The sequence below is a fragment of the Bacillus sp. PS95 genome, assembly GCF_037963565.1.
GTDB lineage: Bacteria > Bacillota > Bacilli > Bacillales > Bacillaceae > Bacillus > Bacillus subtilis.
Window position 1 is genome coordinate 2,332,739 of the sequence record NZ_CP150160.1, and the last position, 22,809, is coordinate 2,355,547.

30 protein-coding genes, 1 pseudogene and 1 riboswitch are annotated in these 22,809 nt (G+C 43.3%); of the genes and pseudogenes, 5 read left to right on the forward strand and 26 right to left on the reverse strand.

From position 1 onward, the window contains the following. Positions 1-5 precede the first annotated feature (5 nt). From NSQ12_RS11895 to scpA, 3 genes are read right to left on the reverse strand one after another with little or no spacing between them, the layout of a single operon-like run. Positions 6-545: a YpuI family protein gene (locus tag NSQ12_RS11895; protein ID WP_014477219.1), complete on the reverse strand. Its 540-nt coding sequence runs from the start codon at positions 543-545 to the stop codon at positions 6-8. A gap of 54 nt (positions 546-599) precedes the next feature. Next, complete coding sequence (gene scpB / locus NSQ12_RS11900; protein ID WP_003223904.1) at positions 600-1,193, reverse strand: SMC-Scp complex subunit ScpB; 594 nt, start codon at positions 1,191-1,193, stop codon at positions 600-602. Further along, complete coding sequence (gene scpA / locus NSQ12_RS11905; RefSeq protein WP_014477220.1) at positions 1,183-1,938, reverse strand: segregation/condensation protein A; 756 nt, start codon at positions 1,936-1,938, stop codon at positions 1,183-1,185. Before scpA ends, scpB begins: the two co-directional genes overlap by 11 nt. A 280-nt stretch (positions 1,939-2,218) precedes the next feature. On the opposite strand from scpA, the gene NSQ12_RS11910 reads away from it, so the two are divergent. Further along, on the forward strand, positions 2,219-2,743 hold the full coding sequence (locus tag NSQ12_RS11910; RefSeq protein ID WP_015714193.1) for a DUF309 domain-containing protein: 525 nt from the start codon (positions 2,219-2,221) through the stop codon (positions 2,741-2,743). 215 nt (positions 2,744-2,958) lie between these two features. Here the strand turns inward: NSQ12_RS11910 and ribT are convergent, their stop codons facing one another. The 7 genes from ribT to lepB all read right to left on the reverse strand — a co-directional run bounded on the left by ribT (position 2,959) and on the right by lepB (position 8,422). Further along, a complete protein-coding gene (gene ribT, locus NSQ12_RS11915; RefSeq protein WP_003223910.1) occupies positions 2,959-3,333 on the reverse strand; it encodes a GNAT family N-acetyltransferase RibT in 375 nt (124 codons plus the stop codon). Positions 3,334-3,445: 112 nt separating this feature from the next. Further along, positions 3,446-3,910, reverse strand: coding sequence for a 6,7-dimethyl-8-ribityllumazine synthase (gene ribH / locus NSQ12_RS11920; protein ID WP_003223915.1), 465 nt, complete (start codon positions 3,908-3,910; stop codon positions 3,446-3,448). Positions 3,911-3,942: 32 nt separating this feature from the next. Then, entirely contained in the window at positions 3,943-5,139 is a 1,197-nt protein-coding gene (locus NSQ12_RS11925; RefSeq protein ID WP_003230496.1) for a bifunctional 3,4-dihydroxy-2-butanone-4-phosphate synthase/GTP cyclohydrolase II, read from the reverse strand. A 14-nt stretch (positions 5,140-5,153) separates the two neighbouring features. Beyond that, positions 5,154-5,801: a riboflavin synthase subunit alpha gene (ribE, locus tag NSQ12_RS11930; protein WP_014480161.1), complete on the reverse strand. Its 648-nt coding sequence runs from the start codon at positions 5,799-5,801 to the stop codon at positions 5,154-5,156. 10 nt (positions 5,802-5,811) lie between these two features. Beyond that, entirely contained in the window at positions 5,812-6,897 is a 1,086-nt protein-coding gene (ribD, locus tag NSQ12_RS11935; RefSeq protein ID WP_069703887.1) for a bifunctional diaminohydroxyphosphoribosylaminopyrimidine deaminase/5-amino-6-(5-phosphoribosylamino)uracil reductase RibD, read from the reverse strand. A 129-nt stretch (positions 6,898-7,026) separates the two neighbouring features. After that, a riboswitch (FMN riboswitch) is annotated at positions 7,027-7,171 on the reverse strand. A gap of 120 nt (positions 7,172-7,291) precedes the next feature. After that, the gene (locus tag NSQ12_RS11940) at positions 7,292-7,636 is read right to left on the reverse strand and encodes a hypothetical protein (RefSeq protein WP_003230488.1); all 345 of its coding nucleotides are present in this window, start codon (positions 7,634-7,636) and stop codon (positions 7,292-7,294) included. 234 nt (positions 7,637-7,870) lie between these two features. Continuing rightward, entirely contained in the window at positions 7,871-8,422 is a 552-nt protein-coding gene (gene lepB, locus NSQ12_RS11945) for a signal peptidase I (RefSeq protein WP_088326387.1), read from the reverse strand. 249 nt (positions 8,423-8,671) lie between these two features. Between lepB and NSQ12_RS11950 the strand changes: the two genes are divergently transcribed. Then, positions 8,672-8,911, forward strand: coding sequence for a hypothetical protein (locus tag NSQ12_RS11950; protein ID WP_174222992.1), 240 nt, complete (start codon positions 8,672-8,674; stop codon positions 8,909-8,911). Here NSQ12_RS11950 and NSQ12_RS11955 read toward each other — a convergent pair. Beyond that, a complete protein-coding gene (locus NSQ12_RS11955) occupies positions 8,854-9,060 on the reverse strand; it encodes a zinc ribbon domain-containing protein (protein ID WP_174222993.1) in 207 nt (68 codons plus the stop codon). The two genes, NSQ12_RS11950 and NSQ12_RS11955, sit on opposite strands and share 58 nt — an antisense overlap. Positions 9,061-9,693: 633 nt before the next feature. Next, positions 9,694-9,899 (reverse strand): annotated as a pseudogene (locus NSQ12_RS11960) (hypothetical protein). Positions 9,900-10,270: 371 nt separating this feature from the next. Between NSQ12_RS11960 and NSQ12_RS11965 the strand changes: the two are divergent. Both NSQ12_RS11965 and NSQ12_RS11970 read left to right on the forward strand, forming a co-directional pair. Continuing rightward, entirely contained in the window at positions 10,271-10,417 is a 147-nt protein-coding gene (locus NSQ12_RS11965) for a DUF1259 domain-containing protein (protein WP_017695920.1), read from the forward strand. A 159-nt stretch (positions 10,418-10,576) separates the two neighbouring features. Continuing rightward, a complete protein-coding gene (locus NSQ12_RS11970; protein WP_003230479.1) occupies positions 10,577-10,789 on the forward strand; it encodes a spore germination protein in 213 nt (70 codons plus the stop codon). Between the two features lie 143 nt (positions 10,790-10,932). Here NSQ12_RS11970 and NSQ12_RS11975 read toward each other — a convergent pair whose 3' ends face one another. Beyond that, complete coding sequence (locus tag NSQ12_RS11975; protein ID WP_003223931.1) at positions 10,933-11,364, reverse strand: peptidylprolyl isomerase; 432 nt, start codon at positions 11,362-11,364, stop codon at positions 10,933-10,935. A gap of 255 nt (positions 11,365-11,619) precedes the next feature. Between NSQ12_RS11975 and NSQ12_RS11980 the strand changes: the two genes are divergently transcribed. Next, positions 11,620-12,492, forward strand: a complete 873-nt coding sequence (locus NSQ12_RS11980) for a DUF1002 domain-containing protein (protein WP_014480169.1) — start codon at positions 11,620-11,622, stop codon at positions 12,490-12,492. A gap of 29 nt (positions 12,493-12,521) precedes the next feature. On the opposite strand, the gene lysA is transcribed toward NSQ12_RS11980, so the two are convergent. The 13 genes from lysA to NSQ12_RS12045 form a co-directional block, all read right to left on the reverse strand. After that, on the reverse strand, positions 12,522-13,841 hold the full coding sequence (lysA, locus tag NSQ12_RS11985; RefSeq protein ID WP_339176685.1) for a diaminopimelate decarboxylase: 1,320 nt from the start codon (positions 13,839-13,841) through the stop codon (positions 12,522-12,524). Between the two features lie 105 nt (positions 13,842-13,946). Beyond that, positions 13,947-15,428: a spore germination protein SpoVAF gene (gene spoVAF, locus NSQ12_RS11990; RefSeq protein ID WP_047182828.1), complete on the reverse strand. Its 1,482-nt coding sequence runs from the start codon at positions 15,426-15,428 to the stop codon at positions 13,947-13,949. Next, positions 15,379-15,990 (reverse strand): stage V sporulation protein SpoVABEA, encoded by a 612-nt coding sequence (gene spoVAEA, locus NSQ12_RS11995; RefSeq protein WP_339174796.1) that lies wholly within the window; start codon positions 15,988-15,990, stop codon positions 15,379-15,381. The genes spoVAF and spoVAEA overlap by 50 nt, the downstream gene beginning before the upstream one ends. A gap of 7 nt (positions 15,991-15,997) precedes the next feature. Further along, entirely contained in the window at positions 15,998-16,348 is a 351-nt protein-coding gene (gene spoVAE, locus NSQ12_RS12000; RefSeq protein ID WP_003230467.1) for a stage V sporulation protein AE, read from the reverse strand. A 1-nt stretch (position 16,349) separates the two neighbouring features. Continuing rightward, the gene (gene spoVAD, locus NSQ12_RS12005; RefSeq protein ID WP_003230465.1) at positions 16,350-17,366 is read right to left on the reverse strand and encodes a stage V sporulation protein AD; all 1,017 of its coding nucleotides are present in this window, start codon (positions 17,364-17,366) and stop codon (positions 16,350-16,352) included. Positions 17,367-17,378: 12 nt separating this feature from the next. Beyond that, a complete protein-coding gene (gene spoVAC / locus NSQ12_RS12010) occupies positions 17,379-17,831 on the reverse strand; it encodes a stage V sporulation protein AC (protein ID WP_003223947.1) in 453 nt (150 codons plus the stop codon). Between the two features lie 12 nt (positions 17,832-17,843). Then, the gene (gene spoVAB, locus NSQ12_RS12015) at positions 17,844-18,269 is read right to left on the reverse strand and encodes a stage V sporulation protein SpoVAB (RefSeq protein ID WP_003230463.1); all 426 of its coding nucleotides are present in this window, start codon (positions 18,267-18,269) and stop codon (positions 17,844-17,846) included. Further along, entirely contained in the window at positions 18,259-18,879 is a 621-nt protein-coding gene (gene spoVAA / locus NSQ12_RS12020) for a stage V sporulation protein SpoVAA (RefSeq protein ID WP_015714205.1), read from the reverse strand. Before spoVAA ends, spoVAB begins: the two co-directional genes overlap by 11 nt. Positions 18,880-19,005: 126 nt before the next feature. Next, the gene (gene sigF, locus NSQ12_RS12025) at positions 19,006-19,773 is read right to left on the reverse strand and encodes an RNA polymerase sporulation sigma factor SigF (protein ID WP_003230458.1); all 768 of its coding nucleotides are present in this window, start codon (positions 19,771-19,773) and stop codon (positions 19,006-19,008) included. A gap of 11 nt (positions 19,774-19,784) precedes the next feature. Then, complete coding sequence (gene spoIIAB, locus NSQ12_RS12030; protein WP_003230452.1) at positions 19,785-20,225, reverse strand: anti-sigma F factor; 441 nt, start codon at positions 20,223-20,225, stop codon at positions 19,785-19,787. Next, complete coding sequence (gene spoIIAA / locus NSQ12_RS12035) at positions 20,222-20,575, reverse strand: anti-sigma F factor antagonist (protein ID WP_004398633.1); 354 nt, start codon at positions 20,573-20,575, stop codon at positions 20,222-20,224. The genes spoIIAB and spoIIAA overlap by 4 nt, the downstream gene beginning before the upstream one ends. Before the next feature lie 95 nt (positions 20,576-20,670). Continuing rightward, the gene (gene dacF / locus NSQ12_RS12040) at positions 20,671-21,840 is read right to left on the reverse strand and encodes a D-alanyl-D-alanine carboxypeptidase DacF (RefSeq protein WP_014480174.1); all 1,170 of its coding nucleotides are present in this window, start codon (positions 21,838-21,840) and stop codon (positions 20,671-20,673) included. Positions 21,841-21,993: 153 nt separating this feature from the next. After that, positions 21,994-22,809, reverse strand: coding sequence for a purine nucleoside phosphorylase I, inosine and guanosine-specific (locus NSQ12_RS12045; protein ID WP_339174799.1), 816 nt, complete (start codon positions 22,807-22,809; stop codon positions 21,994-21,996).

Sequence of the window (22,809 nt, forward strand, 5' to 3'; positions counted from 1 at the left end):
AAACGTTATCTGATTGGCGCCATGCTTGATCCGGACGCTTCGTAATGAGCCAGCTCTTCCCTCATCTTCAGAAAGGCCGCGCTCAACGGCAATAATAATTGCTCAAGCGACGCAGGAACAGCATGATAAAACTCAATTGCGCTGACCCCGGTATAAGACGCCCGGCTATTTTCACACCACGTGTCTTTTTTCGGCATAAAGAACTCTTCAATGCATTGGTGATACACATTATAAAGTGTTTTTTCCGCTCTGGCTTCCTGAAAAGGCTCCTGCATCAGGAGACGGCGGCACGCTTCTGCGCCTCCTTCACAAAATACTGCCATTCTTCTCAGAGTGCTAAGCACATCACAGCAGTATCCTTTTTCAATAGGCAATTCAGCCTGTAAGGACTCAAGCGTCGTTTGATTTAGGTAATCGTTCACGGTATTGACAACCATTGATAAGAATTCGCCTGTTTTTTGAGTCTGCGCTCGCACAATCGAATGTCCCATTTCGTTTGGTATCTTCCCCTCATGTCTTTGTCTCTCACATTTTGCTTCTTTCATGATAGCTTCTTCCTTATATCTTATGATGATGAAAAAGCGCGATTCATTAAACTTCTATTTTATATCTTCGAAGGTTTGGTTAAAGTTTTCAAAAAATAAATCTGCTTCTTCTTGAAGAACGTCTTCTTCCGCATTTTCAGGCAGCGGCGGAAGCTCGTCCAGCGTTTTCAGGCCGAATTGTTCAAGAAAAGTCGGCGTAGTACCGTATAAAATGGCCCGCCCCGGACCATCGGCACGCCCTACTTCACACAATAGCGCCTTCGCGACAAGACTGTGTAAAATCCGCTCTGATTTTACTCCTCTGATTTCTTCAATTTCTGCTCTCGTAATTGGCTGTTTGTATGAAACAATGGCCAGTACTTCTAAAGATGCTTGAGAAAGGCCCTTTGACGGCACTTCAATCAGTTTTTTCAAGTAAGGCGCAAAGTCTTTTTTGGTAGAGAGCATGTACGTATCTGCATACTCAATAAGTTCAATCCCTCGTGTATCTCCGCGGTATTCGTCCGCCACATCCGCCATGATCGTGTTCAGTTCAGGCTCTTCGATTTCAAGCACTGTTAACAGCTGCTTTTTTGTAAGCCCTTCATCGCCTGCCGCATAAAGAAGGGCTTCCACAATAGCTTTCCAATTCACGATATCAAGCCCCATGAATGGATTCACTCCCCGTAATGTAAATATCTGAAAAATTGTGCTCCTGTTCAATGAGGACCAGCTGATTTTTCATCAGCTCAAGAACAGCTAGAAAGGTCACTACTAAATGTTCTTTTTGTTCATATGGAAACAGATCCATAAAGTTGATTCTCGTTCCTCTAGATTTCAAGCTGTGCACGATTTCGTTCATTCTGGCTTCGATTGGTATGTCCTGTCTTGTAATTGTTGTTTCCATCGGCCTGTTTATTTTTTTGCGTTTCAGCACTTTTTGAAAAGCTCCGATCATATCATAGACCGTGACAGAGAGCTTTTGCTCAGACTGTTTTACTTCTTTTGCATATTCACTCAAATCACTCGGCGGTTTCGTGAACGATTTTTGTCTTTCTTCTTCCCGTTCTTTTAAATCCTTCGCCGCATCTTTATATTTTCGATACTCAATCAGCTTTTCAATCAGTTCCTCCCGCGGATCTTCTTCTTCAAGTAATTCATCTTCAAAAAGCTCCTCCTCTTGCTTCGGGAGCAGCATTCTGCTTTTAATGCTGAGCAGCGTGGCAGCCATAACCAAATACTCGCTGGCCATATCGAGCTCAAGCACACGCATCGTATGTACATATAATAAATATTGTTCAGTGATCTTCGCCACAGGTATATCATATATGTCAATTTCAAGACGATTGATTAAATGAAGCAGCAGGTCCAATGGGCCCTCAAACGTATCAATTTTCACTTGATATTCTTCCATCATCTCACCATTTTCAAGTATCACTCTCATTGCCGGAAAAACTGGCTACCCTATAGTATAAGCCACCAAAAAGCTCTCGTCCAATACTATTTCATTTCCTGTTTTGAACAAGTTTGTGCAGAATATTCAAAACACGAGAGGTGTTTGCTCGGAGTGCTGAAGCGGGAGAAAAAGCCTTAGCTTCTGGTTTTCCTTTCTAAGAAGCAATAGAGGCCGAGCGTTCTTTTTTCCTTTTATCCCTTCTATGGTACACTAAAAGCACATTAAAGGAGGAAGCACCTTGTATCCGAAAGCTTATATAGATTATCTCGTTGAGTTTCACGCGACACGGGATTATTTTGAATGCCATGAAATATTAGAAGAATATTGGAAGGAAGATCCGCCAAAGAAACGAAAACGCTATTGGGTGGGCTTTATTCAGCTTGCAGTTGCTTTATATCATCACAGAAGGCAGAATACAGCCGGGGCAAAAAGACTGATGGCGAACAGCATCCGGATTCTTCAAGCAGAACACCGGGCAGTCGAAGACTTAGGGCTTGATCATGGCCGTTTGCTCGAACTTATGCAATCGGTTTACGAACAAATCGAAACCGGCTCTGCCTATAAAAGCATTATGCTGCCAATCAAAGATAAGAAACTGGAGGAAGCATGCAGGATCGAATGCAGGAAAAAAAAGTATACATGGGGGCAGCCCAGTGCACTCAGCAACATATTTCTTATCGACAAACACCGTTTGCGGGATCGGACTGACGTCATCCGTGAACGTGAAAAAGAAATAGAACGCAGAAAAAAAAGCAGAGACTGATCACAGCCTCTGCTCAGCGTGTCGACAAACCATCGCATTCGTTGTCAAGCCTGTGCGTTGGTGCTCACGAATGAAAACATTCGCTCCGCTCCAATGCTCAGCTTTCCTAGACTTCAAGGGTTTTCAATCGCGCTGAAAGGATGACAAAAACCTAAAACAAAACTGTTTTCGGATTTTGTCATCAAACTAAAGCAGAGGCTGATGACAGCCTCTGCTTAATTATTGTATGAAATGTCTTGATCCTGCTGACCTTGACAACGTTCGAAAAAGCTCTGCGTTAATTCATTTGGAACCAGTACTTGCGTTTTGAATAAATGCTTTAAAGCATCCATCATCTGTTTTCCGATTCCTTGATGGCGATGAGAAGGATTCACACTGATATGCCGGATCTCAACCTCAGAATCCTTTTTTTCGACTCCGATTGCTCCGACGATATCCTCGTCCTCTTTCCAAAGAAAGAGCTGGCGGTCTGTATCCGTTTCGTAGTCCTTAATTGTCTGCTGAAGCTGCTTAAGGTCTTTTTCATTCGGCATAAACGAAAGAAGCCCCATCGCAATCTTTTCAAACGATTTTTTATAACGAATTAACATAAAAACCCCTCTATATCCAAAATGTCCAGTCTGCTATTAACGGATACGAATAGGTGATCCGTTTTCTCACATTATATCATTTTCGCCATATTTTTAAACTGTTTTCAGCAAATTATTCAAATGAGCGGTTTAAATTTGCCATTTCAATGGCAGAAACAGCACAATCTACACCTTTGTTGCCCGCTTTTGTGCCGGCACGCTCGATAGCCTGTTCGATGTTTTCAGTTGTTACAATTCCAAAGATGACAGGTACACCAGTAGTGTTTGCTGCTTGCGCGATGCCTTTTGCAGCTTCATTGCAGACATAATCGTAATGTGTCGTTGCGCCTCTGATGACAGTGCCCAATGTGATAATAGCATCATATTTTTTTGTTTCCGCCATTTTTTTCGCAGCAAACGGTATTTCAAATGCGCCTGGAACCCAAGCCACATCAATGTCATTTGTGTCTACGCCATGTCTGAGCAGCGCATCTTCTGCTCCGCTCAGCAGCTTGCTCGTAATAAAATCATTAAATCTTCCTACTACGATTCCGATTTTAAGACCTGTACCAACTAAATTTCCTTGTATGATATTCATATGATTCCCATCCTTTTTTGTGATATTTGTGATTAGAAATGAAGTAAATGACCTAGCTTGTTCATTTTGGTTTGCAAATATTTTTTATTGTGTTCTTTCGCCTCCATTTGAAGCGGCACTCTTTCTGAAATACTGAGTCCGTAGCCTTCAAGGCCTGCGATTTTTCGCGGATTATTCGTCAAAAGCTTCATATTCCGGACACCGAGGTCGCGTAAAATTTGTGCTCCGATGCCATAGTTGCGAAGATCCGGCAAGAATCCAAGCGCCTCATTGGCTTCTACGGTGTCATAACCTTGTTCCTGAAGCTTATAAGCTTTTAATTTATTGATTAAACCGATGCCTCGTCCTTCTTGGCGCAAGTACAGAAGCACTCCACGGCCTTCTGCGGCAATTTGGTTCAGCGCCGCGTGCAGCTGCGGTCCGCAGTCACAGCGATGAGACCCAAACACGTCACCTGTGAGACATTCTGAATGCACCCGGACCAATACCGGTTCTTCTCCGAACGGCACCTCTCCCATCACAAATGCGACATGCTCTTTTCCATCTACCTCATTTGTGTATCCATAAACCTTAAATGTCCCAAAATCAGTAGGCAGCGTAATGTCAACTTCACGCTCGACAAGTGTTGTCAGATTGTAACGGTATTGAATCAAATCCTTAATGGTGATCATTTTTAATTGATGCTTTTTCGCAATTTCAATGAGCTCAGGCACTCTCGCCATCGTTCCGTCTTCATTCATAATTTCACAAATGACGCCGGCTCCTGGAGATCCGCAAGCTTCAGCAAGATCAACAGCAGCTTCTGTATGGCCCGCTCTTTTCAGGACACCTCCTTTTTTCGCAATCAGCGGAAAAATGTGCCCCGGACGCTGAAAATCAGATGGCACGGATTTGCTGTCCAGCAATGCTTGAACGGTAAAAGATCTTTCTTGAGCGCTGATACCTGTTTTCGTTTCACGATGGTCTATGCTTACGGTAAATGCAGTGTGGTGAGAATCTGTATTATGCTCAACCATAGGGTGAAGATCAAGCCTGTCTGCGATTTCCTCACTGAGCGGCGTGCAGATCAGTCCTCTCCCATGAGTCGCCATAAAGTTAATGACTTCCGGCGTTGCATGCTCGGCAAGAGCCACAAAGTCTCCTTCATTTTCTCTGTCTTCATCATCTACAACGATGATGACTTCGCCTTTTTTTAAAGCGTCCAGTGCTTCTTCTATCGGATGAAACATGCAAATCTTCCTCTCTAAAAGCCGTTTTCGCTTAAGAAGGCTTTTGTAATGGTTTGTTGGGTCTTATTTTCATTGGCTTTATGCAAAAATCGATACATATATTTTCCGATCATATCGCATTCGATATTCACTTTAGAGCCGATCGTTTTTTCTGAAAAAATCGTTTCGCTGATCGTATGCGGTATTAAGGAGATCGTCACTGTGTCTTCTGTCAGGCCGAATATGGTTAAGCTCACGCCATCCACAGTAATTGATCCCTTTAAAACCAATGTTTTTGTTAATGACGGGTCCATTTTTAAATCATAGTAAACTGCGTTGCTTTTCTCTTCAATTCGTGTGATTTCCGCAGTTCCGTCGACATGGCCTGAGACGAAATGGCCTCCGAAACGGCCGTTTGCCGCCATCGCTCTTTCCAGATTTACTTTGCTTCCTTTTGTTAAATCATTCAGTGACGTAGCTTTGACTGTTTCAGGCATTACATCCACTGTGAATTGATTTTTTGTAAAATCAGTGACAGTCAGACAAATGCCGTTCACTGCAATGCTGTCGCCAAGATGAACATCCTCTAAAATCTTTGAGCATTTAATTGTTAAGGCCATTGAATGCCCTGCTTTTTTCATGGATTCGATTGTGCCTGTTTCTTCGATAATTCCTGTAAACATGGTCACCATCCTATTCCTTTGTCGGTTTTGCCGTCAGTTTGATATCACGGCCGATTTGGGTTATATCAGTGAATTGTAATAAGGGGACATCTTTCATTGATTGAAAACCTTCACCGGAGATTAAGCTGGGAGCATGCGTTCCTCCGATTAGTTTAGGGGCAAAATAGAAGATGATTTCTTGAAAACAGCCTTCTTTGACAAAGCTTCCGTGAACAGCTGAACCGCCTTCCACATACACCGACATGATGCCTTCTTCCGCTAGGATCTTCAAAACATCAGGAATTTGAATGCGCTCGGTTTCAAGTGTAAATATGTTCACTCCGAAAGCTGAAAGCCGTTTTTTCTTTTCCTCGTCTGCGCGTGCCGTCGTAAAAATCCATGTCGGCGCTATTTGATCGCAAATCACTTTAGCGTCCTCAGGAATCGAGAGTACGGTATCAAGTATGACCCGAACCGGCTGTTTTGTTACATTCGGAAGTCTGCAGGTTAAGCTCGGATTGTCAGCTTTCACTGTGCCAACTCCGACTAAAATGCTTTGGTGTGTTTTCCTGTATTGCTGAGCATCCTGTCTTGCAGCCTCTGACGTGATCCATTTGCTGTCACCCGTGCTGGTAGCTATCTTGCCGTCAAGGCTGGCAGCCGCTTTTAGCGTGACGTACGGAAGGCCTGTCCTCATAAAGTGCAGAAATTTTTCATTCAGCCTCTCCGCCTGGTCTGCCAGGATGCCTTCCCTTACCTCAATGCAGGCTTCTTTCATCATGCTGATCCCTCTTCCAGCCACAAGCGGATTAGGATCTCTCATCGCCACGAACACTCTTTTGATGCCAGAGTTGATAATCAATTCTGCACATGGCGGTGTTTTTCCGTAATGGCTGCACGGTTCGAGTGTAACGTAAATGTCGGCACCCTCTGCATGTGCTCCAGCCATATGGATGGCATGAACTTCTGCATGAGCTTCCCCATATTTTAAATGGGCGCCCATTCCGACAATTTGTCCGTCCTTTACGACAACAGCGCCGACAAGCGGATTGGATTCGGTCTGTCCTTCGCCCTGCTTCGCAAGATCTAAGGCCAGCTTCATATAATACTCTTCCATTTGTTTCCCTCCCCTCTTTTGTTATTTACCGTCAAAAAAGCCCCGAATTTATAAAAAATTCGGGGCTTTAGGTATTTTACGCAATAGGAAATAACACTATGCATTTTTAAACATTTTGCATAGCGGCTCATCATCCTTCTCCCATCCAGACTTTCACTGTCGGCTTCAGCTTAAACTGAATCCACCGCGTGCTTATGCACACGGGTCACGGGCTCTAAAGCAAATGTGCTTTACTACCGCCGGTCGGGATTTCCACCCTGCCCCGAAGGATACAATCTTTATTCATTTGTCCTTATTGGCTATTATAGCGATCCTTTTTAAAGTACGCAATGAAATAAACTTACAATTTGAGAAAAACAAAACATCACCCTTCGATCTGAAAGGTGATGTTTTGTTAATCATTTACTTTTGCAACCTTGATTAATCCGTCGATCCGCTTTGATTTGCTGAAGTATGCCTTAATCTTGTCACCTTCTTTTATATCAGATAAATCCTGATTTAATTTTTTTCCGTTGAAGATGATTTTCGTTCCGTTTTCTGCTACTCCATGATACTCTGAGCCGTCAATTTTCGTCACTTTATATTCCTGGATGGTGTATTCCTCTTCTTCCGAGGACAAGGTTTGTCCAATTGCTGTCGGAACATCCTTCAGCTCAACATCATTTATGTACATATAACCGCCTGCAAGTAAAAGCAAAAGCACTAACAGAATGGTAATCTTGGTTTTTATTCTTCCCATTTCTAAACCTCCAGCCAATATGAATCTATTCATTCATATGAGTTATTCCTTTTTTTCATGAATAAAAAACCGTAAATTCTCGTAAATTATTAATATAACGATGCATAACGGGAATATGTTTCACATTTCTGCAAAAATTTCTTTTCTATAGATATACGAATTTATGTTCTGTTTTTAGGGGATGACCGTAAAAAAGATATAAAAAAAGCAGCCCCAATGGGAAACTGCTTGATCCTAATTTGTTTTGCGCATTTCGTTAAACGGGTAGAAAACAAACTTTGACGTACCCGCAATTTGTTTTTTCGTGAAGAGGCCAAGTCCGTTACGGCTGTCCATGGAATTCCGACGATTGTCACCCATCACAAAATACTTGTTATCAGGCACTTTAACCGGGCCGAAATCATCGGTCAAATGTTTACCATTCTGTTTCGCTCTCTTTTTATTAGCCGCCAAATAAGGCTCGTCCACCTTTTTCCCATTGATATAGAGCTGGTCATTTTTCATCTCAACCGTATCGCCGGGAAGGCCGATAATACGTTTGACATAGTGAACATCATCTCCGTTTAACACGACGATGTCTCCTCTATCAAACTCGCCGATGTATTTGACTGTCATATTAACAAAAACCCTTTCACGGTTGTGAAGTGTAGGATACATAGAGTCACCATCAACGACATACGGCGCAAAAATAAAGTTGCGGATGAGCAAAGCAAGAACGACAGCAATCACAATTGCTTTTGCCCATTCTAATATTGACTTTTTCTTCGAAACATTTTCTGATTTCAACTGATTTCCTCCAATAAACAACGGTCTTCAATTTATGTTATCACGAATCGAAAAAAAATCCCATTAGGACCATTGAAGTGATTTTACAAACTGTTAATCTTCATCTTCTACCCACATCATGCCTATTTTTTTCTTGTCGATCATAACTAAGCCTGAAAATATGAAGGAAATGAATCGCATAATTCAGAAGCGATGGACTCAGAAGAAAGAGAGTTCTCATATGCTAAATCTTTAGATCGTATATAAGGCATGAGGTTACGAACAGTTTGTTCATTTATCTCCCAGTCCATGATATCCATGGCACTTGACAAAACAATTCACATCAAGAAGGTTACTGGAATGTTTGCGGCAATCAATTTCACAAGTGATAACCGCACCCCGTTTTTTGCTTTCATAATATGTTTAAAATCATTCAAGCTCGAAAACATGGATCAGCCTCCAAAAAATAAATCCAATATATTCCCAGCAGTTGAAGACTCTTTATTATAAAACTCTGAATATCCGCAGTTCTTACAGTAAACCACTAGAAATCGGTTATGCTGCACGTCAAACAGCTTTGATAATCCCGTGCCGGTTGTGGCTATTTCTTTTTGTCCGACTTCAGTACTGCCGCATTTTATACAGCCTTTGTTGTCCATACCGCGATCTCCTTTTCATTACATCACGTTTGTTTGATTTATTTTACTACAAAATACCAATCCCAATGAACCGTACTACTTTAAAGTTTGCTTAATTTTGATCCCCCGTTCTTTACATACTAATTAGGTTCGTTTCTCAGCTTGGTAAATCTTCTGGAGAAACGGAAAAGCTCCATGACCAAAACATTTAAACCCAGCCAAACACCGCCGAAGGCGCAACCCGCAGCAACATCACTCGGATACTGCTCATTAACGCGTACACACGATCAGCCCGATGAGGAATAAAACGATAATCAACAAAAAACGCAACAGTTTGCAGACGAGCCTTGTGAGAATGACGAACAAAAAGATAAGCACAAAAACCAAAAATGACAAATGCCGTTAACGTCTGTTCGCTCGGGAATGGATATAATACATGACTTTCCAAAGGAGCGTGAACAGGATGAAGGGAATGAAAGAGCCGTCTGATTCCCTCTCCATAAAGCTCTCGCACCAACGACTAGGAAAAATAAGAAAGAGAGTTCGATTTTCCGGTCTTGCCCTTTGAATACTGTCCAAAGAAAAGTTAGAACAATAACGGCTAACAGAACATCTCTAGACGCAAAAGCTTTCTGAATTGCAGCTGGGCCCAGTCTATACCCGATCCAATACGACATGCTCACTCCCGCACAGCTCCCCAATCCGGCCGCTAACATGCTTAGCACCCAGTTTAACTTTTCTTGAAACACGAGAACACCGGCAAACTCTCCTGGTCCAAGTAAAGATAGAAGCTCTAACATCAAGACAATAAACAAGACGGCATATCCGTACTGTTCGAGCAACCCCGTCAAAACTTGCACGGATTCTCCTTAAACTTTTTTGTTCTTTTATCATTCCCAATCCACTTTTTGTATAATCAGCACAATTTCACCTTCAGTCGTCCACCAACATTGTCTATGGCGGGATCTTCTCTCCTATACTCGTCACTCATATATTCTTTTTTGACATAGGAGGAGCAACAGCATGAAATGGGAGGAAACAAAAGATACACAGGGAGTTTGCCAAAATTTTGGGCAGTTCGTTCTGCCACCGAGTCAGGTGTTTGTTTGCCTACCTCATTCCTTGGCCATTCCCCATTTTTCCCGTTTGAGGTTCGAAATGATAAAGTATTTCACTTAGTTTCGTACATGAAGAGGTAAATTCTTTGCTCACCGAACTAGGATAGCGGCGCATGACGATTACTGCATTGCATAACCACTGGTTATTTAGTGAGCCGGGTGCAATGTATATGCATTTTGAGTCAGCACAGGATGATCCTATTACATTCGCCAGAAAAGCAGCTGCCGCATTCAGAGTAGTTAAAAGAATAGACAGATAGCTAGTCTTCCGGAAGCTTTAAAGGAGGCGCTTTTTTCGAGTTTTTTTAAATCAATGAAAACAGGCATCTCCTAAATATTTTTGCCGATAAGTTTACGCTAATCAACTCTAGCACTAATACATATAAACAATAGAATGATATGAAAGGAGACTTGATAGTATGATTGATTATCCTATTAATATAAACAACGTTTCCGGGAACAGTGTAATTAACGTAGGCGGCGCTTTTATGATCAGGCCTTTAACTTTGTCCAAATCTGTGTTTGGCTCCGGAGGTTTAAACACAGGAATTGTCTTTGAAAATAACTTTGTAAGCAAGGCTAAAATGATTAATCATCAATTTACTGATCAGAACGTCACCAAAACTTTTTAATCTATTCATTACGGGGGCTTGCGATGTCTCACTAACTAAACACCTGGTTTTGCCAACCGCCATCAGCACTCGGCGGTTTTTTATTGAACATTTTTACCCAATAAAAAAGCTCCCTCTATATGAGGAAGCCTTTTGCCTGCCAATTAGCCTTCTACGCGAACTTCTTTCATGACATCGCCGTTAGACATGTTTTTCGCGAATTCTAATCCGCTTGTTACTTTACCGAATACAGTGTGAACACCGTTCAAATGAGGCTGTGGCTCATGAACGATGAAAAATTGGCTGCCGCCAGTGTCTTTTCCGGCATGTGCCATAGAAAGTGCGCCCGCCTCATGTGTATGCGGGTTTCCTTCTGTTTCACATTTGATTGTGTATCCCGGACCGCCAGTACCAGTTCCGTGCGGGCATCCGCCTTGGCTGACGAAGCCAGGGATCACTCGGTGGAATGTAAGCCCGTCATAAAAGCCTTCGTTCGCAAGCTTTTCAAAGTTTGCAACAGTTCCAGGTGCAGCTTCAGGATAAAGTTCAAATTCAATTTTGTTCCCGTCTTCTAATAAAAAGTAACCTGTTTTCAATTGTATGCCTACTTTCTTTATTTTAATTTTCAAAGGAGATTATGTATGATAGGTTATGGCCTGTCTCTCCTTGTCGCGGCTATTATACCACACCTTTCGGGGGAAAACGAATCTCCCGGCTTTACTAAAAAATAAAAATGAAACCTGAATCTCTTTATCTCCGTCTAACCTAACGGAACTGTATTTTTCATGATTCAGGTCCTCACAAAGCAGCACTATCCAGCTGCTTGTGAAATTGAAGGAGGTCAAACTGCTTTGAAGAAAATTTGGATTGGAATGCTGGCAGCGGCCGTTTTGCTGCTGACGGTTCCGAAGGTCAGTCTCGCGGATGCCGCAGTTGGAGATGTCATTGTAACACTGGGTGCTGATTTGTCAGAATCCGACAAACAAAAAGTGCTTGATGAAATGAATGTCCCTGATAATGCCACAACGGTAACCGTGACCAATAAGGAAGAACATGAATATTTAGGAAAATATATATCGAACGCGCAAATCGGATCGAGAGCGATTTCTTCATCGTCAATCACCATTGCCAAAAAAGGCTCCGGATTGAATGTTGAGACCCATAATATCAGCGGCATCACAGATGAAATGTACCTGAATGCACTGATGACAGCCGGTGTTAAAGATGCGAAGGTGTATGTTACAGCACCGTTTGAAGTATCAGGGACTGCCGCTTTAACTGGATTGATTAAGGCTTATGAAGTTTCTTCTGACGAAGCGATCTCGGAGGATGTTAAGCAAGTCGCCAACCAAGAGCTTGTCACGACATCAGAGCTTGGAGACAAAATCGGTAACGAAAATGCGGCAGCCCTGATTGCAAAAATCAAAGAAGAGTTTGCTAAAAACGGGGTGCCTGATAATAAAGCTGACATCGAAAAACAAGTGGATGACGCAGCTTCTGATTTAAACGTCACACTTACAGACAGCCAAAAGAATCAGCTTGTCTCCCTATTCAATAAGATGAAAAACGCTGACATTGACTGGGGACAGGTCAGTGACCAGCTAGATAAAGCGAAAGATAAGATTACGAAATTCATAGAATCAGATGAAGGCAAAAACTTCATCCAGAAAGTCATTGATTTCTTCGTATCTATCTGGAATGCGATTGTATCTATATTCAAATAGGAAAAGCGCCGAAAAATCGGCGCTTTCTTTTATTGCTTTACACCCGTTTTAAATGGCAGATCAAGTTTTACAATATCTTCGTATGTTTCTCGCTTCACGACTAAATGAGCCTCACCGTTTTCGACAAATACAACGGCGGGTCTCGGAATACGGTTATAATTGTTGGCCATGCTGTATCCATAAGCGCCTGTACAAAAAACGGCAAGAAGATCGCCTTCTTTTACTTCCGGCAGGTCAATATCCCAAATCAGCATATCTCCGCTTTCACAGCACTTTCCGGCAATTGATACCGTTTTGTCATGCGCTTCTCCGATCCTGTTGGCTGCCGCAGCTTCATATTTAGCTTGGTAAAGCGCAGGACGAATATTGTCGTTCATGCCTCCGTCTACAGCCACATATTGGCGGACACCCGGCACTTCTTTTTGAGAGCCAACCGTATAAAGAGTTGTGCCTGCGTCTCCCACGAGAGAACGGCCCGGTTCGATCCAAATTTCCGGAATGTCAAAACCGTAACGGGAAGCATTTTCTTTCACAGCTTCGATAATTTTTTCAACGTATTCAGTGGCATGAAGCGGTTCATCATCTTCCGTATAACGAATGCCGAAACCTCCTCCAAGATTCAGCACCTTGGATACAAATGAATATGAATCTCTCCACTCGTCTAGTTTTTTGAAGATTTTTTCCGCTGCTAACACAAAACCGGCCGTATCAAAGATTTGCGAGCCGATATGGCAATGGACACCCAGCAGCTGAATGTGTTCCGATTGTAATACTTGTTCAATGGCCCGTTCAGTTTGTCCGTTATGAAGATCGAAACCAAACTTTGAATCTTCCTGGCCCGTTGTAATGTAGTCATGCGTATGCGCTTCTACTCCGGGCGTGATCCGAAGAAGAACATCGATGGAGTGACCCGTTTCTTTACATAGGTCTTCAAGAAGCGCAATTTCATAGAAATTATCCACCACAATGCAGCCGATGCGGTGCTCAAGCGCCATGCGCAGTTCTTCCCTGCTCTTATTGTTTCCATGAAAGTGGATGCGTTCTGCCGGAAAGCCTGCCGCAACAGCCGTATATAGCTCTCCTCCGGATACGACATCTAAAGAAAGTCCCTCTTCCTCAGCGAGCTGAATCATTGCGACTGATGAGAATGCTTTGCTCGCATATGCCACCTGTGCTATCAGCCCTGCAGAAATAAACGCCTGCTTAAAGTTTTTAGCACGCTCACGTATTAAAGCCACATCATATACGTAAAGAGGTGTACCATATTTCTCCGCTAAATAGAGAGCATCCACACCTCCGATTTCTAAATGACCATGTTGATTTTGTCTGCTTGTGCCGTGTAAGAACAATGTCATTCCCTCTTTCTCCGCTTATGGATGAAAGGACAGTTTTATGGACTGTCCCTTCATGATTAAGACATACATTATCATACTCTTCAGTCAGTTTCAATGCGATTATGAATTGGTAGGCTGTCTTAAGCGATTTTTGGGGTGAACGATACTGGGTCTTACTTTTGCGCCAGGTTTCGCTGTGCGGACAAGAACCTGCCACAGCGCCTTTCCGTTAAAGGGAATCAGCGGCCATAAGTACGGTGTCTGAAGGGATTTGATGCTTGCCATGGAAATAATTAGCACTGTAAATCCGATGACGAGCCCTTTTATATGAAATAAGGCAACGAGTATCATGAGGACAAGACGGCTCATTTTGTTTGCCAAGCTTAATTCATAACTAGGCGTCGTAAAGGTTCCAATCGCCGCAAGTGAGACGTACAGAATCACCTCAGGCGAAAAAAGGCCGACCTCAATCGCAATCTGCCCGATCAGAACAGCGGCAATTAAACCCATTGCTGTCGATAAAGCCGTCGGTGTGTGAATGGCAGCCATTCTGAGAAACTCGATTCCTAAGTCAGCTAAAAATATCTGCAGGATGATCGGGATATGCGTATCTTTATTTAAACCGATAAATTTCATGTTGTCCGGGAGCAGATCAGGCTGAAGCACAAAGAGAAACCAGATCGGAAGAAATAAAGTAGAAGCAAGAATACCGAAAAATCTTACCCACCTTAAAAAGGTCCCGACTGAAGGCGCCTGCCTATATTCTTCAGCATGCTGCACATGGTGAAATAAAGTCGTCGGGGTAATGATCACACTCGGCGATGTGTCCACTATAATGATAACATGGCCTTCTAGAACATGATTTGCGGCCACATCCGGTCTTTCTGTATAGCGCACGAGCGGAAAAGGATTATAGCTTTGATTAACAATGAATTCCTCGACAGTTTTGTCTGCCATTGTTAATCCATCGACATCAATGGATGCAATTTCTTTTTCTACGATCTCAACCAAATCCGGATCAGCTATATCTTCAATATAACAAATGCTTAAATCCGTCTTTGACCGCTCACCAACTTTCGTCATCTTGACTCGAAGACGTTCGTCTCTGATCCGCCTTCTGAGAAGGGCCGTATTGACGACGATATTTTCAACAAATCCGTCTCTGGCTCCCCTGACTACCTTTTCCGTATCAGGTTCTTCCGGGTTTCTGCCCGGATAGCTTCTGACGTCAATTATAAATGCGAAGCCTGCACCTTCAACAATGACAGCGACGAGCCCGGACAGCACTTGGTCGGTGGTTTCATCCAAGGTTTTTACTTTTTCGACCTGGGCGTTAAGCAGCCTGTTTTCGACGATGTCGACCAGCTCATCAGGGTCTTCTTTCCGATTGTTAATGGCAACAAGTTCTCTCATTAAATGAATAATATAGGCTGTATCGCATAATCCATTTAGATAGTAAAGCTGGATCTCTTTATCTAAAATCGTGAGCTTGCGAACACCTACATCATAGCTCGTCCCCATCCCAACACGGTTTTTGAAATACTCTTCATTTTTAGCTGGATTCCGATAAACCCGAATTTTCTCTTCCTTGTGGTCCGGCATAATACCCGCTCCTTTCTAAAATAAACTCGACCGCTTTCATGGTGATTGGCGACCCTTTTGAGATATCGTCTTTTCTGCCCATTTTGCCGATATCCCCGATACCGACAATAAGCGGGAGATCAAGTTTATCAAGGCAATAGACTGTATCTCCACTCATTCTGTGGTCATCAAATTCCCTTTCCCCGACTTTATCGACGCCGTATTCAGTTATTTCTCCATTGCGGTCAATGCTTACATCGACCCTGGTCCATTCAGCCTGATGTGTTTTTGACGCGACCGCAATCACACCGAGCACTTCAATAGACGGATGGGTTGCGACATAGGTTAGAGCGGCTTCTCCCGGACCCTCTCCTTGAAGGCCGGAGTCGTCAAACATGACAAATACAGGATCATACGGTGCTGAGGCGATCAGCTTGACAAGCTCGGCGCCGCTGCGGGTGGAAGGATTCCCTTTTGATTGTGAAATGCATCGGCCTCCCACTTTGCTTGCGGCATATTCAATTGTTTTAGCGGCATAAACATCCCCGTCTGTTACCAGTATGACCTTGCGTTTTGTCGTCATGTCGGCATTATCCTTTCGGTTTGAAAATAACAGCTACGATAAAGGCGAAAAGAATAGCGGCTGAGATACCGGCCGAGGTCAGCTCAAAAATCCCCATGCCGATTCCGATAAATCCGTGTATATGCGCCTGATGCATGGCGCCGTGCAGAAGACTGTGACCGAAGCTGACGATCGGAACGGTGGCGCCTCCTCCGGCAAATTCAATAAATTTATCGTAAATGCCGAAACCATCTAATATTGCACCGATTACAACAAATGATGTCATGACATGAGCTGGCGTCAATTTAAAAATATCCAAGAGCAGCTGGCCGACGATACAAATGGCCCCGCCGCAGACAAAAGCCAAAAGGTAGTCCATATTAAGATGCACCTCCTGCACGCTCAAATACAACCCCGTGGGCGATAGTCGGGATGGTTTCTTTTTGCTGGATCATCGTCGGGCTTAATAGCGCCCCGGTCGCCACGACAAATACACGGTTTAGTTTTCCTTCTCTCAGCTGCTTAAAAATATGAGAGTAGGTGACAACCGCTGAACAAGCACAGCCGCTCCCCCCGGCAAAGACCTGCTGATCCGGAGTGTAAATCAGAAGCCCGCAATCATCATGCTTTGTGCCGACTGGATATCCATCTTCTTTTAAAATGTCTTTTACGATTGGAGAACCGACGCCTGACAGGTCACCTGTCAGGATTAGATCATAGTCATCCGCTGTCCGGTTGAGATCTTTAAAGTGCTGCTTAATCGTATCAGCTGCAGCCGGAGCCATAGCCGATCCCATATCAAAAGGATCTGTAATTCCTAAATCAGAAACCTTTCCGACAGTCGCACTTGTGATTTGGATATCACCCGGTGTCTGACTGATGACAACTGCACCGCTTCCGGTTACAGTGGAGGTAGCAGTGTCCGGTTTTTGCCCTCCGTATTCTGTCGGATAGCGAAACTGTCTTTCCGCAGTTGCATTGTGACTGCTGGTGGCAGCCAGTGCCCTTTTGGCAAACCCTCCATCAACTAAGGCTGATGCGACAGCCACTGTTTCCATTGATGTTGAACAGGCGCCAAACATACAAAGAAATGGGATTTTCAAGTGTCTTGCCACATAGTTAGCGGTCACGTTTTGGTTCAGCAAGTCGCCTGCCAGCAATAGGTCAATATCATCTTTTGTCAGATTGTTTTTTTGAAGTGCAACATTAACAGCGTCTTCCATCAGCTGCCGTTCCGCCATTTCCCAGCTTTTTTGATTACAATGCATTTCGTCATAGGTTTTATCAAATAAAGAGCCGAGCGGTCCGTCTTTTTCCTTTGGTCCTGCTGCCGTTCCCGCTGAGTTGACAAATATGGGATGTTCAAATACCCAGGTTTGCTTTCCTGTTAATTTCATTTTCTTCTCCTCCTATGACATCAGTTTCTCAAAAGCAAACCGAATCATTCCAACGATGTATGCAGCTACAACTCCGAAAACAATAACATTTCCTGCCAGTTTAAACATATTTGTCGCTACTCCAAGCACTAATCCTTCGCTTTTATATTCAAGAGCCGCGCTTGCCATACTGTTGGCAAAACCTGTGACAGGTACGGCTGAACCTGCGCCTGCGAATTGTCCGATTCTGTCATAGATGCCAAACCCTGTAAGCAGGGCAGAAATTAATATCAGCGTTGCAGCTGTTGGATTCCCCGCAGTTTTTTCATTGAAATCAAAAAAATGGATATAAAAATTTTGCAGACCTTGCCCGATTGCACAAATCAGTCCGCCCACTAAAAAGGCTTTTACACAGTTCCAGACGTAAGGCGGCTTAGGCTGATATGTTTTCACTTTTGATTTGTAATTTTCTTTTATGTTTGTCATCTTGAAACCTCCTTATGAATGGTCAATAAAGTACAGCCAGTGAAATAAAGATCCCGCGATTTTCCCAATCACGATGGCCATTAATAAAATAATGATTTTACTTCTGAGCCCGATTCGTTTCGCCAAAATCGGCAGGACATTTAAAACCTCTGTAAGAGCAGCCGCTAGCATCCCGACGAACAAACCTGCCAGAAGCCCGACCGGCACAGCTATCCATTTTGTTAGATAAAGATGATTCATATGAAGCGTCTCCCATCCCCCGCAAACCGCGCCAAGAATAACAGCCGCTTCATAAGCCTGAACAAATCTCATTGTTTTGGTGAGCTGCATCAGCCGCGGAATGATTCCCATTACGGTTAAAAAAGCAACGAAACCCGCCCCCACCGTTATGCCTCCGCCGAGCCCGACAAAAATGATGAACAATACACTAACGATCATGCAGATCCTTTATGGTTTCTTGATTCTCATGCATGGCCACATATTGATCGAGATCAAGCTGATAGTTAAACATCTCAACCTCCAGCGGGCTGGGCTCTTCATTTAGGCGCTTTTTAAATATGTGGTTAAAAAACACGATCATCCCCAGTCCCAAACCGATGCTGTATGGGATTTGAAGCAAATATGGATAATCATTCCTCTCTCCGGTTATGATTTCATATAGTGCGATATGAACATCTCTCATGCTTACATCCTCATGAAAGTTCATGATGGCAAGACACGATCCAATAAACAGAAGCAGCCAGACACCGATAAATAGAACCGTTGATAAATTTCGCTTTCGATACTGAATTTCAACAATGGTTTCTGCTCCGCCTACGGTTTGAACATCAAGTGTCGGATCTTGTAAATGAATGGCTCTGAGGACTTGTATGATATCCAGAATTACGATATTTTTATCTTTTTCGCTCACCTGATAAAGCGGCATAGCCGAAAGTTTCTTTTTCAGCTGAAGCTGCCCTTCTATTTGCGCGGCATCTCCAACGGTAATAATATCCCCTGGATGTGCCAGCACCCGGTGGCGAAGCCGGATAAATATTCGTCGTTCCATCATTGATCACCATCTTTCGGTGGTTATATATGTAGTATGTGGTTCGATTTTGTTCTCATTCATCCGCTCGAAAAGACCATAAATTACCACGCTTTTGCACACAAAAAAGCTAGCCTGCACTGCAGACTAGCCATCCGTATGATCCATTTGAACCTTGATCTGTTTTAATATTTTCTTTTCAAGCCTGGAAACCTGCACCTGAGAGATCCCGAGCCGCTCAGCCACCTCGGACTGTGTCTGGTCTTTATAATATCTGAGATAGACGATTAGTTTTTCCCTTTCCTCCAAATCGCTGATCGCTTCTTTCAGCGCAATTTTGTCAAACCATTTTTCTTCTGAGTTGTCAGCGATTTGATCAAGCAGGGTAATCGGATCTCCGTCATTTTCATAAACGGTTTCGTGAATCGAAGATGGAGCCCTTACCGCCTCTTGGGCCAGTACAACATCCTCAGCTTCAATCTCCAAATGGTCAGCGATCTCCTGCACCGTCGGCACTCTGCCCAGTGTTTTCGAAAGCTCATCCTTCGCGCGCCGGATTTTGTTTCCAAGCTCTTTTAATGACCTTGATACCTTTACGGTTCCGTCATCACGGATAAATCGTTGGATTTCTCCGATAATCATCGGCACTGCATACGTTGAAAAACGCACATCATAGGTTAAATCAAATTTGTCAACAGATTTTAACAGCCCGATGCAGCCGATCTGGAAGAGATCGTCAGGCTCATATCCTCTGTTTAAAAACCGCTGTACGACAGACCAAACAAGACGCATGTTTTTTTCTATGAGGAGGTCTCTTGCCTGCTGGTCGCCATTTTGGCTTTGTTTGATTAATTCCTTTACTTCATGATCCTTCAGCTGAGCGTTTTTGCCGTTTTTCTTAACCTCCACATCCATAACAAATCTCCTTAATTACAAAGCGCTTTGCTTTTTGATAAGTGCTTTGTTAAGCGAATCGTTGTTCCCATTTCAGGCGATGAATCGATACTGACATCATCCATGAAATTTTCCATAATGGTAAAGCCCATTCCAGAGCGCTCAAGCTCAGGCTTAGTCGTAAATAGAGGCTGACGGGCTTCTTCAAGATCTGTAATGCCTAAGCCTTCATCACGAATGGTCATATATACGACATGATCTTCCAGCGTCACTGAAATGTAAACTTTCCCTTCACAGTTCTCTTCATATCCATGGATAATCGCATTCGTGACAGCCTCTGACACGACTGTTTTGATTTCAGTCAGTTCATCCATTGTCGGGTCCAGCTGAGCTATAAATGATGCAACTGTCACACGGGCGAACGATTCATTCTGACTGAGGGCAGAAAACTCAAGGTGCATTTCATTTTTCATGATGCCACCCCCAGTGTCAGGAGTGCCTGCTGTTCAGATTGTTCAAATCGGATAATTTTAAACAGACCCGACATATCAAACAATCGCTTCACCGCAGGAGAGATAGCGCAAACGACCATTTCCCCGCCAATTTGCTTAATTTGCTTGTATCTTCCTAAAATAACGCCAAGCCCCGAGCTGTCCATAAAGGAAAGGTCCTCCAAGTTCAGCACGATATGGCGAATATCATCCTTCTCCAATGATTGAGTCACTTTTTGCTTCAGGGTTTCAGCCGTATGGTGATCGAGTTCGCCTGTTAATCGAATACAAAGCACAGATTCTTTGACATTCATGTCAATTCCAAGGCTCATGCTCATTCCTCCTTGATATGATCGGATAATGAGTGTTTCGATTTCGACGGAATGAATTCCTTCACCGTGACAAAACTAGTGGTCATTCGGCATAATTACTTAAATTTTGTCCAGTCTCCCATCGTCCGCTTCAAGAATGTGATAAACCCGGCTTTCTTCATATCTTCTTTTGCAGCAACAGGACTTTCAGCGAGTACTTCTCCATCCTTTTTCAGAACAAGAGTGCCAAGCTCTTGGCCTTTTTGAATCGGAGCACTAATATTGTCCTTCATCTTGATTTCTTTTTTCACATCGTTCATATCCTCGCCTTTTTTCGTCAATATTGAAATCGGCTCAGATGTAGTGAGTTCGATCAATTTTTGTTTCCCTTTTTTGACCTTTACTTTTGCTACTGTTTGATTTCGTTTATATAAAGGATGCGTTTCATATTGGCTAAAGGCGAAGTCAAGCATTTTTGTCACTTGCGCGTTTCTTTCTTTAGGCGTGCTCGCTCCGAATACAACCGCTATGGCCCGCATGTTTCCTTTTTTAGCCGAAGCAGTCAGACAATATTTCGCTTCGCCTGTATAGCCTGTTTTTACGCCGTCTACACCAGGATAAAATTTGATAAGGCGATTTGTATTTACAAGCCAAAACTTTTTATCTGTATTTTCACGCAGATAATCTTCATACGTGCCGGTAAACTTCGTAATTGATTCGTATTTCAATAATTCCTTAGCCATGATTGCCATGTCATAAGCAGAGCTGTAGTGTCCTTCCTCGGTCAGTCCTGTTGGGTTTTTAAAGGATGTATTTTTCAATCCCAGCTCTTTTGCTTTTTTATTCATTTTCTTCACAAATTCTTCTTCAGAGCCGGAAATAAATTCAGCCATGGCGACGGAAGCGTCATTTCCCGAAGCGATTGCGATGCCTTTCAGCATTTCTTTGACAGTCATTTCTTCGCCGGGCTCAAGGAATATCTGTGAGCCGCCCATTGACGCCGCATGCTCGCTTGTACGGACTTTATCACTCATTTTGATTTTGCCTTTATCTAAAGCTTCCATAATCAAAAGCATCGTCATAATTTTCGTCATGCTTGCAGGCGCCAGTCTCTCATTGCTGTTCTTGTTGTAAAGCACTTTTCCCGTGTCACGTTCTATCAGCACCGCAGACTTCGCTTCATGAGCAAGCTCCGATGTACGTTTTCCGTCTTGTTTTGCAAATGCAGACGGTGCAAATGTAAGCAGCATTATACCAATCAACAAAGTGGATAAAAGACGTTTCATCTCAAAAGCCCTCCATTTCATAATCCTTTTTATTTTTTCCAAGCCGGATGGTTTTATACGCCACTGATGGAAAATGTTTCGAATTTTGGGCATAAAAAAGACAGCTGTGTGATATCAGACACAGCTGTCTTTTGGTCCTGCATTGATTCATTTTTATTCGTACTGAGCGACGATCGCTTTAACAAGCTTTAAGAATCCAGCTTTTACTTTTTCGGTCACTTCCATAACTTCATCGTGACTTAAAGGCTGATCCAGAATTCCGGCTGCCGCGTTAGAGATGCAGGAAATGCCAAGAACCCGCATTCCCGCATGATTCGCTACAATGACTTCCGGAACAGTAGACATGCCGACTGCATCAGAGCCCATCGTTCTTAAGAACCGGACTTCTGCCGGTGTTTCGTAAGAAGGTCCTGTCACAGCAGTGTACACGCCTTTTTGAATTGGGATATTAAGGTCTTTCGCAATCTTTTCAGCCAGGCTGGACAGATCTTTGTCATAGGCTGAAGACATATCTGGAAATCTGGCGCCGAAATCTGCTTCGTTTGGCCCGATTAACGGGTTTGTTCCCATAAAGTTGATATGATCGGTAATAATCATTAAGTCTCCCGCACGGAATTCAGTGTTGACACCGCCTGCGGCATTTGTCACGATCAACGCTTCCACACCGAGCGCTTTCATCACGCGTACAGGGAATGTGACTTTCTCCATTGAGTAGCCTTCATAAAAATGAAAGCGGCCCTGCATTGCAATGACGGAAACTCCTTCAAGAGTGCCAAGCACAAGCTGTCCGGCATGCCCTTCAACAGTAGATACCGGGAATTCAGGTATATCTTCATATTTCAGCTTGACCGGATTTTCAATTTCGTCCGCCAAAATGCCAAGACCTGAGCCTAAAATAAGGCCGATCTTCGGAGATTCCGACAGGTTTTGTTTAATAAAAGCGGCTGCGCGTTCAATTCTGTCCTTCAA